The organism is Paenibacillus pinihumi DSM 23905 = JCM 16419, from assembly GCF_000422505.1.
GTDB classification, from domain to species: domain Bacteria; phylum Bacillota; class Bacilli; order Paenibacillales; family Paenibacillaceae; genus Paenibacillus_D; species Paenibacillus_D pinihumi.
The window spans coordinates 110,218-122,946 of record NZ_AULX01000023.1 but is presented as its reverse complement, the minus strand read 5'-3'; the positions used below and the strand labels follow the sequence as shown (position 1 = coordinate 122,946).

Annotated in this window: 10 protein-coding genes and 1 pseudogene; 9 read left to right on the top strand and 2 right to left on the bottom strand. The window is 48.0% G+C overall.

Annotated elements, in window-relative coordinates; all coding sequences use genetic code 11:
* Positions 1-4: 4 nt before the first annotated feature.
* From H583_RS37870 to H583_RS37960, 4 genes and pseudogenes are all read left to right on the top strand, one after another.
* Positions 5-373: pseudogene (locus H583_RS37870) on the top strand (transposase); the annotation flags it as partial.
* Between the two features lie 15 nt (positions 374-388).
* A complete protein-coding gene (locus tag H583_RS37865; protein ID WP_281170105.1) occupies positions 389-1,024 on the top strand; it encodes an IS3 family transposase in 636 nt (211 codons plus the stop codon).
* A 1,380-nt stretch (positions 1,025-2,404) separates the two neighbouring features.
* Positions 2,405-2,707: a ribosome small subunit-dependent GTPase A gene (locus H583_RS0107390; RefSeq protein ID WP_154665825.1), complete on the top strand. Its 303-nt coding sequence runs from the start codon at positions 2,405-2,407 to the stop codon at positions 2,705-2,707.
* A gap of 116 nt (positions 2,708-2,823) precedes the next feature.
* Positions 2,824-4,413 (top strand): phosphotransferase, encoded by a 1,590-nt coding sequence (locus tag H583_RS37960; RefSeq protein WP_342663516.1) that lies wholly within the window; start codon positions 2,824-2,826, stop codon positions 4,411-4,413.
* 134 nt (positions 4,414-4,547) lie between these two features.
* Here H583_RS37960 and H583_RS32180 read toward each other — a convergent pair whose 3' ends face one another.
* Positions 4,548-5,795: an epoxide hydrolase family protein gene (locus H583_RS32180; protein ID WP_051236130.1), complete on the bottom strand. Its 1,248-nt coding sequence runs from the start codon at positions 5,793-5,795 to the stop codon at positions 4,548-4,550.
* 684 nt (positions 5,796-6,479) lie between these two features.
* Between H583_RS32180 and H583_RS0107370 the strand changes: the two genes are divergently transcribed.
* Positions 6,480-6,929 (top strand): hypothetical protein, encoded by a 450-nt coding sequence (locus tag H583_RS0107370; protein WP_028559912.1) that lies wholly within the window; start codon positions 6,480-6,482, stop codon positions 6,927-6,929.
* A gap of 38 nt (positions 6,930-6,967) precedes the next feature.
* Here the strand turns inward: H583_RS0107370 and H583_RS0107365 are convergent, their stop codons facing one another.
* Positions 6,968-7,471 carry a hypothetical protein gene (locus H583_RS0107365; RefSeq protein WP_028559911.1) on the bottom strand — a complete coding sequence of 168 codons (504 nt, stop codon included), beginning with the start codon at positions 7,469-7,471 and terminating at the stop codon, positions 6,968-6,970.
* A 346-nt stretch (positions 7,472-7,817) separates the two neighbouring features.
* On the opposite strand from H583_RS0107365, the gene H583_RS0107360 reads away from it, so the two are divergent.
* The 4 genes from H583_RS0107360 (at position 7,818) to H583_RS0107340 (ending at position 12,673) form a co-directional block, all read left to right on the top strand.
* Complete coding sequence (locus tag H583_RS0107360; RefSeq protein WP_028559910.1) at positions 7,818-8,816, top strand: Gfo/Idh/MocA family protein; 999 nt, start codon at positions 7,818-7,820, stop codon at positions 8,814-8,816.
* A 4-nt stretch (positions 8,817-8,820) separates the two neighbouring features.
* Positions 8,821-9,750 carry an aldo/keto reductase gene (locus H583_RS0107355; RefSeq protein ID WP_028559909.1) on the top strand — a complete coding sequence of 310 codons (930 nt, stop codon included), beginning with the start codon at positions 8,821-8,823 and terminating at the stop codon, positions 9,748-9,750.
* A gap of 701 nt (positions 9,751-10,451) precedes the next feature.
* The gene (locus H583_RS0107345; protein WP_028559908.1) at positions 10,452-11,606 is read left to right on the top strand and encodes an ROK family transcriptional regulator; all 1,155 of its coding nucleotides are present in this window, start codon (positions 10,452-10,454) and stop codon (positions 11,604-11,606) included.
* Between the two features lie 62 nt (positions 11,607-11,668).
* Positions 11,669-12,673: an asparaginase gene (locus H583_RS0107340; RefSeq protein ID WP_028559907.1), complete on the top strand. Its 1,005-nt coding sequence runs from the start codon at positions 11,669-11,671 to the stop codon at positions 12,671-12,673.
* Positions 12,674-12,729 lie beyond the last annotated feature (56 nt).

The following is a 12,729-nucleotide window of genomic DNA, read 5'->3' as shown; positions in this document are numbered from 1 at the left end:
TACCATGCCAAAACCAAGACGTACATTTACTGCCGAGTTTAAGAAGCAGATGGTCCAGCTTTACGAGAGCGGAAAATCAAGAGCGAACATTGTCAAGGAATATGATCTGAGTGCTTCTGCTTTTGACCGTTGGATTGCACAAAGTCAAAAAACAGGCTCCTTCAAAGAAAAAGATAATCGCACAGAGGAAGAGAGTGAACTCCTAGCTTTACGTAAAGAAAATCAGCGTTTGAAGATGGAGAATGACATTTTAAAGCAAGCCGCGCTGATCATGGGACGAAAGTAAATGTGATCCGTCAGAACGCTCACAAGTACTCGGTATCAGCAATGTGTAACGTCCTGCAATTGCCCCGAAGCACCTACTACTACAAACCAGAACCTGCTGAGAATGAAGAGGAGCAACCATATCTCACGCCGTAAAATCGCCCGTATCATGAACAAACATGGGCTGGTGTCCACTTACACGGTTACCCAATACAAGCCCTTTAAAAGCGATGTAAATGAGTCCAAAGTTAAGAATGAGTTAGGACGCAAGTTTAAACAGGATGAGCCTTTTGCCGTTGTGGTTAGTGATCTCACTTACGTACGAGTTGCAGGCAAATGGCACTACGTGTGCTTGTTTGTCGACCTCTTTAACCGCGAAATGATTGGCTTTAGCAGCGGTCCTGAAAAGACAGCCGGACTCGTGTACAGAGCGATCGCGAGCCTCTCTGTGCGTCTTGATCGTGTGAAAATGTTTCATACTGATCGCGGGAGCGAGTTTGACAACAAGCTTATTTCAGAAGCATTAGAAACGTTTAAGGTCAAACGCTCACTTAGCAGAAAAGGTTGCCCTTATGACAATGCCGTTGCAGAAGCCACCTTCAAATCATTCAAGACTGAATTTGCCAACCAGACTCACTTTCAGACAGGTGAGCAGCTTTCTGTAGAGCTACGAGACTATGTCCACTGGTTTAATCATCATCGCATTCATGGAACACTGGATTACCGTACGCCGGTACAAGCCAGAAAAATACCCTCATAATTTTTGTTCAGTTTTGTGTTGACAATCCAAAGAATTAGTTGCAAGAGTGGATGCCACCGGCAACCGGACTTACTATTCCCATAACGACCATGGCGATATTTTCTGTTAATCTCAAACGAATCATTACCCTTATGAAAGAATCAAAGTAAAAGAATAAAGAAAGAGGCGACCTTCCGTTCTAATTTGAACGAAAGGTCTCTTTTTTGAGGGAATCATGTTTTGAGCTAATTAACAATGCAAGTTTTTCAGTGGCCTCGAATTCGGGATCAGCAAATCTCCAGCACCACGAGTCAGGAAGCGATTACGACGGGCTACAAAGAACCCCAATTCGGTGGTTCTGCTTTGATGTGTCTGAAAAAGTAATCGTGCGCAAAAATCCATAAGTCAGCTGAATTTCCAAAGTTAAAGAGGGACAGTTTACAACCTTCACGGATTCAAGTATGAACCCCTATGAATGTTTGATTAGCAACCATTGATATATATAACAAATATGGTATAATTAAGATTGTTTTTTTGGAAAGAAAAAAATATACCTGTACTTATTCTCGTTTGAAGCATAGCTCTAGGATCTATTTCTCTCAGTTCATTCGCAGCGCAGTCCAATTTAGAAGTAGTTTCCGAAGGTTGAAGCAAAGATGAAGGCTATTTCGTAAATTATGCGCCAAATCTAAAATCCAACTCAGTTGTATCATCATCAAATTCAACACCTTCTCACTGTGGTAGAACTGAAAATCGCGAACGAGTTTCAATTTTTGAGAAACGCGTTATAGCACATATGAAGTGGTTAGACGTGTATTACTATTCTCGTGCACGCTTTGAGAATTTTTTTACAGGTACTCCTGATGCAGATAGTGGAATAGGCTTATTGGCAGTGAGAAGTATGAGTTGTTTCCCAGGAATCAATTCGGACCTATGTGCTCGATTTAAACCGAATTTCCCTAGATTTTCTGACCATTTCCATAATTTTATCGGTGATTATGAAAGTCCTGGTGGTCTTTATGTGGATACGGAAGGATAACGCCGTAATGTGTACATACTTAACATTAAAGGAAACGCTTACATTTCATATCAATATGTAACCGCCCGTATAGTTGTCCAGTTTGCCTTCCGATCCTTTAGTACGAAAAGAAAGTGAATCTTTATCCAAATAACCATTTTTATTCATGAGTTGACCATAGTTTTTCAATTGGTTAGATAGAGGAATAGTCAGTGACTATCCTCTTAACTCCTCTAATTTTTAGGAGAGAATAGGGTTAATGACTGATTTGAAACAATACGGCTATATCGAAGCCGAAACGCCGCCGATGGGTTTAACCCGGAAGGGTTACGGAACTTCAGCGAGATCAATATACCTTCATCACCCAACAGGAGAAGTGACGGTTGTATTGGAGGGCACGTTCTAACACATTGCGAAGGACCTGGGATGATTTTCCTTGCGTTGGCGATTATGTATTTTTCATGCTCCCTTCCAGGATGATGGTTATTGATACGTCGGGTATGCGCGAACTTGGGCTGTTCGGTACGGACGACGGTATCAGCGCGGCATTTAACGAGGTGGGGGAATTATACACGCAGTGCCGCTTCAATGCCTTCCGTCACCAGACGGAGCCGGGCTGCGCAGTTCTTCCGGCTCTTACCGATGAATCATTGGCGCGTGAGCATTGGGAGCGTTACCTTTCATAGAAGCGGGAGAACAAGTTTGTGGACGAGAAATTGGGTTACCTAATGGATAAAAAAGCGTGGAATAAATCGCTTGCCATGAGAAGCAAGTAGATGAAGAAAAACGGAGGATTTAAGAAATGAGTCATTATAAAATCAAGCAAATACATTCAGACGAATACGGTATTATAAGAAAACTTGATCGTGACGCTTTTGAGTTTAATGATCGTGATAGCGACGGAGATTTCCATGAGGTTTTCGCGGATAATATTCGCCGTTCACCATACTATATCCCGGAGCTTGACTTGGTAGCTGTCACAGACGACGGCTTATCCTATCTCGGACACGCTATTTTTTCCGCGATGCCTATGGGAGATAATGGCGAACACATCGTATGGCTCAACAGCCTTGCAGTCAAACACGGAGACAAAGACTGCCACATTGAAAAATCCTACGAGTACCAACGCAAAGGAATAGGGACGGCTTTGGTTATGCACGGACTTGAAGTTGCAAAATTACTTGGTTATACCGGATGTATGACGTGGGGGCATCCCGATGTATATAAAAAGAAAATGGGATTTTTGGATTGCCGTGAACTTGGCATCGGCAGGGATGACAGTGTAGACGAACCGGAGGGCTGTGTATTCGCTATTGAGATTATACCGGGAGGATTTGAAAAAACGAATAAACTGCTCAGTTACACTTATTATGATTTTTCACAAGTTGAACAGACGCAGATTGAATCCGAAAAGCTGACAATCGTTTTGAGTAAAATGATTGGCAAGAACATAATCGGCGCGGATTATCAAATCAAGCAACTGCAAGGCGGGACAGTAGGGGATGTTCGGCTTGTAACGGGCATGGCTGAAGCTTCCGACGGTGAGAAACTGCCGTATAAGGTGGTTTGGAAAAGACAGGAAAAATTTGAGCGTTATAGTGATCCAGATTCATGGCGAAGGGAATACGACCTCTATGCATCGGATTTCAACAAGGCTTTCTTCGATTCGTTCCGTAGTCCGGAGTGTTATCACGCCGAAATAAATGGCGATGAGATACAGCTATGGATGGAATATATTGATGGTGTGTCAGGCTTAAATCTGACCTCCGAAATGTATGAACGTGCAGCCGAGGAATTGGGGCGGTTTCAAGGCAAGCTGTACGCTGAACTACCAAACGTATTGCAGAATCTGCCCAATTTAAGCAAGGTTGAGTTTATGAAAAACTACTATCTGCGGTATCGCTCATGGGATTTTTTGTATGATTACATACGCTCCGACGACTGCGAAATTCCGAAGCACCTATGTAAAATGCTCATAGACATAGATAACAATGCAGATGAAATATTCAGTCGCATTGAAAAGCTGCCAATAGTGCTTTGCCACAGAGATTTTTGGGTGGCAAACATATTCTACTCGGACAGTAAAATCGTACTCATCGACTGGGATACCGCCGGATGGGGGTACATGGGTGAGGACATCGCGAGTTTAATAGCGGACGAAGCGGACGTCTGTCATATGGTTGAATACTACCAAAAATGCATTCCGGCGTATTACAGGGGCTTTTCGGAATATGCGGATGTGTCCCATATCTCCGATCATTGTGTCCATGAACTAATCCTTATTATGTTCGGATACAGGCTTGTGGAGTGGTATAAATCCGCTGAGTCGCCTGAAGATAAGTCCATGTACCTTAATACCTTGCAAAAAATCCATGAAATGAAGGATATGTAGATGAGCGACAGGATACTTGGCAAGAGTACATAGGAAGATATTAATACTTTTTATTAAACGGCAGGGCCGCAGACGGGTCGCCGGCGCTATGCCGTCGGACCATCTGCGGCCCTGTGTAGTAAGGTTGAAAAGGTTTAGTCACGGAACTGGCGGAATGCCTTCGCCAGTTCGCGGGCGAAGATTTCCGGCTGCTCGAATGCGGCGAAGTGGCCGCCGGCCTCGACGTGGTTCCAGTAGAAGAGATTCTCCCACGCTTGCTCGGCCCACTCGCGCGGCGGGATGTAGGTCTCGGCCGGGAATAGGCTCGTGCCCATCGGTATGGCGATGCGGCCGCCTCCGGAGCGCGCCGACGAGAAGAACTCCGGACCCTGTATAGTAGCACCCACGCCTTCCCAGTACAGGCGCGAAGCGGAAGTGCCGGTGCCGGTGAACCAGTACAGCGAAATGTCGTTCAGCATCTGGTCGCGGGTGAGCGCGTCCTCCGGACGGCCGTCGTTGTCCGTCCACTCCTGGAACTTCTCGTACATAAAGGTTGCGAGTGCAACCGGCGAGTCGTTGAGCGCATACCCGATGGTCTGCGGGCGGGTGTTCATTTCGTCCGCATAGCCCGTCTTGTTCGTGACGAACAGGTTGATTTGGGCGAGTGCGAGTGCCTCCTCTTCGTTCGGGTTGTCCGGGATTTCGGCGGGTACGACCATTGGCAGGTTCACATGCGCGGCCAGCAGCCCTTTGCGAGCTTGTGACGCCAGGGCAGTGGTGACGGCCGAACCCCAGTCGCCGCCTTGTGCAACGTAGCGGTCGTAGCCGAGGCGCTCCATCAGTTGCGCCCAAGCGGATGCAATACGGCCGGGGTTCCAGCCAAGGTCGCGCGGCTTGTCCGAGAAGCCGTAGCCGGGCATGGATGGGATAACCACGTGGAAGGCGTCCTCTGCACTGCCGCCAAAACGCTCCGGGTCAGTCAGGCGCTCGGCCGCATCGAGGAACTCGATGACCGAACCCGGCCAGCCGTGGCTGAGCAGCAGCGGCATAGCATTCTCGTGTTGCGAACGCAAGTGGATGAAGTAGATGCCGACGCCGTCGATTTTCGTGCGGAACTGAGGGAATGTGTTCAGGCGCTCCTCGAACACTCTCCAATCGTACTTGTCCTTCCAGTAGGCGATTAGCTCCTGCGCCGCAGCCAGTGGAACGCCCTGCGTCCAGTCCCCGACCAGCTCACGGTCCGGCCAGCGCGTGAGGCTCAGGCGCAGTTTCAGGTCGTCGATCGCCTCCTGCGGAACGTGAACCTTGAACGGCGTGACCTCATCAGTCGCTTCACTGAGTAAATCTGTATGATGGTGTTGTTCTGCTAAGCTTTGTTCAAACTTCTCAAGTCTTTCGTTCATGAGCAGCCATTCCCTTCGTCATGGATTAAGTGATGAGACGTCTCTTTCGAAATGCTGCCTGCTTTTATTCTCCCCTTTTTTTAGGGGCAAATTCATTAACCAGTTCCGCTTTGTTATTACTCATGTAACTCTACTCCTTTAGTTTTAAGTTATAGGTTACGGATTAACTCTAAGCCTTCGAGTATGGTCGAAGTCAAGCATCCTGTAAGATACTTTCTGGTGTTACATGCCAAATTGTCCAGGATACTTTGATATAAAGAGCATCATCTTGGGAACCAATTCAGCGGGTTATGAGACGGGGATGCTGTTAAACAATAAAGAACTGGACGTCTATAAAGCCTTTGATCTATCGCTTTTATATCCCGTTACATTGTCGGATCTTGTATATAAGTTGAACGAAGGAAATAAACGTCGATAGCCAGAGTGTGAAAGGATTCTGGAGAAACGAAGATTTCGCATTTGTCCCCGGATTTCTCCCTTACCTGTCTTTCATTCAACACGGCGGCTCTGCAGGACATTCATTCGTTCAACTTATATAGCTTGAAGAGGAAAAATAATTTGGTGTTTTTTACAAACTAATGTGCTACTATGGATAAGTTCCAAATTTATCCGTCTATTCGGCCGATAGCAGGTGAATGGGGTTCATACAAAGAGAGAATGTATAATAATGGAGGAATTCAAGACATGCAGGACAACAACAGAGTGATTCTGCCTGCACTGGGAGCGCTGGCCGCCTCGATTATTGGCGGCGCGGTCTGGGCGCTGATCCTTGCGATGACAGAATACGAGCTCGGCCTTGTCGCTTGGGGGATCGGCGGTTTGGCAGGGTATGCAGTCTACTTGCTCACCCCGGGCGTGACGAAGGCCAATCAGATTACCGCTGTTATTGCAGCGCTGCTTGGTATCGTGCTGGGCAAATTTTTTATGGTTGCCTATATGATGCAGGACATTTTCGGCTCCATGCTCAATAAGATGGTGTTTCAAATTTTCACTGAGAATTTCACCGATTTTTTCGGCGCAATGGATTTTCTTTTCATTTTGTTTGCAGTGGTGACTGCATGGCAACTGCCGCTGAGGCTTTCGCTTCAGAGAAAGCAGCGCAATGGAGAGCTGGATTTTCCGGCTGAATCATAATCGGACTGGCCCGAATCTCTATAAGAGGGATTCGGGCTTTATTGTCTTGGCCAGTTTTCCTTGGTTACCTCGAAGATGTGCATCCAACCTTGTGCAATTAATTGGCCATTTTCTGCATGAATAAGACGAATTTCTATGGCTTTCTGGTCTTCAATGATAGCCTTCAGTTCGTCTGCCTTCATTTTATTAGTTGAAGGAATCTCCAGTGTGACACCGCCTCTATAGCTTTCATCAGGCAACAAGGTAGTAGACATGCCTATTCTTTCATATATAGAATAAATGTGTTCGTCCAAATGCTTGGCTAACTCATCATGATGAAAAATGAATTCTGTATAAAATGGACCAGTTGTGTGCCCGGACGGGTTAGTAAGCTGATAGTCCAGATTCAATAGCTCGCTTTGATCGGTTTGGACGAGCGTAATTATGCTATGATCCTGCTGAATAATGATGGGTGGCTCATTCCTGTTCGTATCCGGTGTATCCTGCGTACAGCCTGTAACAACAACAATTAAAAACAGTGCCAAAGCGGTTTTATAAAACATAAATTCCCCTTCCCTGTTCTCCGTTCTTGTTTTGTTTTATGTTTACCAGATTTAAGTACATAGAAATATCCCTAATATCTCCCTAAACTGTATTGATTATTGAAAACTATGTCAACCTGTTCTTCAAATTGAAAACAGGTTTAACGAGTTTATAGCCTGCCGCTAATCATAACCTGCAAGAATTGCTCCCCAAGCCCCGCTGTCCTGTGCTGTCTTACCCGTTCGTAATATCTTTCACATGAATATTGTTATACCGCCCTGAAAACCTTTCTATATCACTGGGCAGGAAGATGCATTATACTGAGGGTAATTCGAATTCAAATTCCAAGTGCTGAGGGGTGTAACAATGTCCAGTAAATTAAGATGGGGTGTACTCGGTTGTGCAGGTATTGCCAAGCGTTCGGTTATTCCCGGAATTCAGGCTTCACAGACCGGCGTAGTCGCAGCAATTGCAAGCCGGAATTTGAACACGGCAGAGGAAACGGCCAAAAGCCTTGATATACCAACGGCTTATGGCAGTTATGAAGCGCTGCTTGCTGACGAAACGATAGATGCGGTCTACATCCCGCTGCCGAATCATTTGCATATGGAGTGGACGATTAAGGCTGCTGAGGCGGGCAAGCATGTCCTGTGTGAAAAGCCAATCGCATTAAACGCAGATGAGGCCCGGAGAATGGTAGACGCATGCAGCGCAGCAGGGGTTCATTTGGCTGAAGCGTTCATGTACCGGTATCATCCCCGCTTTGACGTCATCAAGAATATCATTCAATCGGGTGAAATCGGAGAGGTTCGCGGACTGCACAGCACCTTTACTTTCAATAATGCTGGAGACGCTTCCAATGTGCGCTACCGGAAGGCATGGGGAGGCGGTTCCATCTATGATGTAGGCTGCTACCCGATCAGCGTAGCCCGGATGCTGCTCGGAGAAGAGCCGCAAGCAGCGACGGTGCACGGACTGCTCTCGCCGGAGCATGACAATGTCGATATGATGGCATCGGGCATTCTTGAGTTTTCCGGCGGTGTCGCCTTGAGCTTCGACTGCGGCATGTGGGCGGATTTCCGCAATACACTGGAGATTCTGGGCACGAATGGCCGGATTGAAGTGCCGTCGGCGTTTATCCAGAACCCGAACTTTTATGTCATTACCAAGGATGGCCGTCGTGAAGTCGAACAGCCGGATTTGAATACGTATGCCCTGCAAGCTGATGAATTCGCAGCAGTGGTATGGGGAGAGAAGGCGCCGCAATTCGCTCCGGCCGATGCGATTGCCAATATGAAAGTTATTGATGCTTGTCTGCAATCGATTCATGAGCGCAACCGGATTACAATTACCCAGGAGGGATGAGAAGATGAAGCATATTGAAATTCCAGGACTCCGCAATGGCGTATCCCGTCTCATTATGGGCTCAGACTATTTTATGCCCGAGGTGTATGATCTTGTCCGCAAGAATCTGGACGCATTCGCAGCTATAGGCGGCAATACGATTGACACGGCCTTTATTTACCGCGAAGGCAGAAGCGAGCAGGCGATCGGCATGTGGGTAGAGGAACGCGGCAACCGCAGTGAAATCAACCTCTGGACCAAAGGCGCCCACCCGAACAAGGATGGCAAACGCGTCAACCGTGCCGCCATTCAGGAGGAATTGTCGATCAGCCTGGAGCGGCTGCGCACGGATTATGTCGATTTGTATGCCCTGCATCGTGATGATACAGACGTACCGGTCGGTGAAATATTGGAGATTCTCAATGAGCAGGTGGAAGCGGGCCGAATACTTGCATTCGGAGCATCCAACTGGACATGGCAGCGGCTGGCGGAAGCGCAAAGCTATGCTGAGAGCCACGGTCTGAGAGGATTTTCGTTCAGCAGCCCGAATCTGGCACTCGCCAAGGCTAAAGAAGCTTACTGGGACGGATGCATTAGTGTAGATGAAGAAACGCTACAATGGCACGGGCAGTCCAAGCTTCCCATTTTCTCCTGGTCCTCGCAGGCGCGCGGCTTCTTCACGGGCCGCTTCACGCGGGATGATCATTCAGACGCCGATCTGGTGCGTGTCTTCTATAATGATGAGAACTGGGAGCGTTACGATAGAGCACAGGAGCTGGCAAAGCAAAAAGGGGTTTCGATTATACAGATCGCCCTTGCTTATGTGCTCAATCAATCCTTTGGTACGGCTGCAATTATTGGCCCGCAAAATGAAGCGGAGCTTCTGTCCTGCCGCGATGCAGAGACAATCAGCCTGACGGATGAGGAAGTCAAATGGCTTGATTTGAAGGCCTAATGTACTGCTCTTTATGAAAAGATGAAGAAAAGCCGGCAGCAGCAAATCGTGTTGCGGGGAAAGCCGCCCAGTTCTATTGGGCGGCTTGCATTCGTCAAAAACACACCATTTTCCTAAAAGAAGTTTGCCATCGCTTACTATGGATGCGCATCATCGGCTGCAACAATGCCCCCTGCGATAATAGAATAGATATTTCGGCATACGTCTTCCGGACCGGAATTTCCTCCCTTGGATCTTTTTCTCCCGTGCTTGCGCACCATAGATGCGAAACAAAAATACCCCCTGCAGCATTCCTTCACCTAAATTCCCGTACTCTTCCTGACATAGCTCTCATCATCCCGGAGCTTGAAAGGGCAGAAATTGTGTAATTTTGCTCATATAGTCAGGCCGAAGGCCATTCAAATGACTATATTACGTCATGTATATGTCAATGAACATGACAAATATTTTCGATATTTTATGTCAAACCTCAATAACCGATAAAAAAGCGTTTACTTTCGGTATATAAAAAATATTTGGCTGGAAAAATGTTATGTATCTTGACGTATGCAAAATGTTGTTTTATATTAATAACATCACTGGAGAAATAGGGAGTCGATTTTTGTAGAATTATAGGTTTTTAATCATAAATCTATCATTTTTAATTCTATTAATACTATACTTATTCCACGGAAGAAATTAATTAAGGGAATGAACCGTTTATGAAACATGATCAGGACTTTATCAAGCGCCAGAATCGGTTGACGGTGTTCGAAATGATTAAGACCCAGAGCCCGATCTCAAGAGCAATGATCGCCAAGAAGACGGGAATGAGTCCGACGACGGTCAGCCGGATTGTCGGGGAGCTGACAGAGCAAGGCTATGTGATTGAATCTGAGCAGGTGTCTGAAGGACTAGGCAGAAAGTCCACACTGCTCGGCCTGATGGATGCTTCGGTGAGCTCCATCGGAATCGAGCTTGATCGACATGTCCTGAATATCGGAGTTGTCGACTTGCAGGGCAATCTGGTGCACAGTGAAAGCCATGAGCGGGGAATTGAAGAGGCGCCGGAGGTTACGGTACAGCGGATTTCCGATGTACTGGAACATATGCTTGAGCGGGGAATCGCCGAAAGGAAACATATTGTAGGAATCGGAGTAGGTCTCCCTGGCATCATTGACAACGGCAGAGGAGTTGTCGTGTTCTCGGTGCAGCTCGGATGGAAGAATGTCGCATTGTCAGCGCTGCTGGAGGAGGCTACAGGCCTGAAGGTAAAGGTTGATAATGAGTTGAAGGTCAAGGCGCTCGCTGAACATTTGAAGGGCTCGGCTATCGGATCGAACCGTACCGCGCTGCTTGGCTTCGGCAATGGAGTCGGCTCGGCGCTTATCTTCGAAGGGGAAATCTATCGCGGGGAAATGAACAGCGCCGGTGAGATCGGACATACAACAGTTGACCCGAACGGTCCGCTGTGCCAATGCGGCAAGGCGGGCTGTCTGCAAACTTACATTACCATTCATTCGCTGCTGCAGGAGGCGAGCCAGATCAGGCCGATTCAGTCCGTGGAGGAGCTGTTTGCAGCCCGGGCGGCTGGCGAACGCTGGGCCATTCATCTCATTGACCGGGCGCTGACTTACATGGCAATAACGGTGAACAATGTAGTCTGCATGTACAATCCGGATACGGTCATTTTCAGCGGGGAGCTGACCGACAAGTTTCCGGAGATGTATGAGGAAGTGAAGGAACGCTGCCATTCCCGCTTCGTGTGGGAGCCGCTTCGCGACTCTTTCCGGTTCGTCACTTCACAACTGCATGAAGCGGGTGTCATGATCGGTTCGGGCCTTCAGGCCCAAGCGCAATTTTTCAAGCTTGATTAGGCCGGTCTGCGGAGCCTGGCATAGGAATTATATTTAAGGTTCATCATTAAGGGGGATACATCATGAGCAACAGCTTTATACCGCTTGTCGAGGAATACCGGGGAGGCGTTCTCGAGAATGTCCATTACGGTGCTGTCACCGTTGTTGATGAGACAGGGAAGGTCATCTATCAGGCGGGCAATCCTGACCATATGACATTTTTGCGATCGGCGGCCAAGCCCTTCCAGGCGCTGCCGGGCATGAAGAGAAAGATTGACGAAATTTATGGTCTGTCCAACCAGGAGACAGCGTTGTTCGCTGCTTCCCACAGGGGCGAGGCATTTCACATCGACGCTCTGGAATCGATGCTTCATAAGATGGAGCTGGACGAGAGCATGCTGCACTGCTGCGCTACTTATCCGCTCAATGAGGGTGCCAAGGCAGAGCGCCACCGTAACCGCGAAGAGAAGCGCCGCCTGTTCCACAACTGCTCCGGCAAGCATCTGGGCCTGATCGGCCTGAGCAAGCATATGGGGTGGGATCCGGAGTCGTATTACAAAATGGAGCACCCGGCGCAGCAGGAAATTTTGGCTTCGCTTGCCGAGATGGCAGATGTGTCTGTGTCTTCAATTCCGGTTGGAATTGATGGCTGCGGCCTTCCTGTCCACGCGCTGCCGCTTCACAAGATTGCATGGACATACTTGAAGCTGGCCTGTACCGATCTGATTGCCGATGAAGAAACCCGCGCCGCCGCAGAGCGGATGGCACAGCGGATGAATGAGTATCCGGATATGATCGCAGATACGAAGTTCGTGTGCTCGGCCTTGCTCAAGGACAGCAACCTGTCTGCCAAGGGCGGAGCCAAAGGGGTATACGGCATCGGACTGCGCAAGCAGCGGCTTGGCATTTCCCTCAAAGTATCCGACGGCTCCGAGCAGGTGTGGCCTTGCATTATCGCCAGCATCTTGGAGAAGCTCGGCTATGATGACCAGTCGACCATCGACCGCCTGTATGAGCTTGTTCCGAACATCATCTTGAACGATGGCGGCACCGTGGTAGGCGAGCGCAAGGCTGTATTTTCGCTTTAATGGAGCAGTGAGCTAAGGGAATCAGACAATTTAAGAATAGCCTTCATCCGCTATTT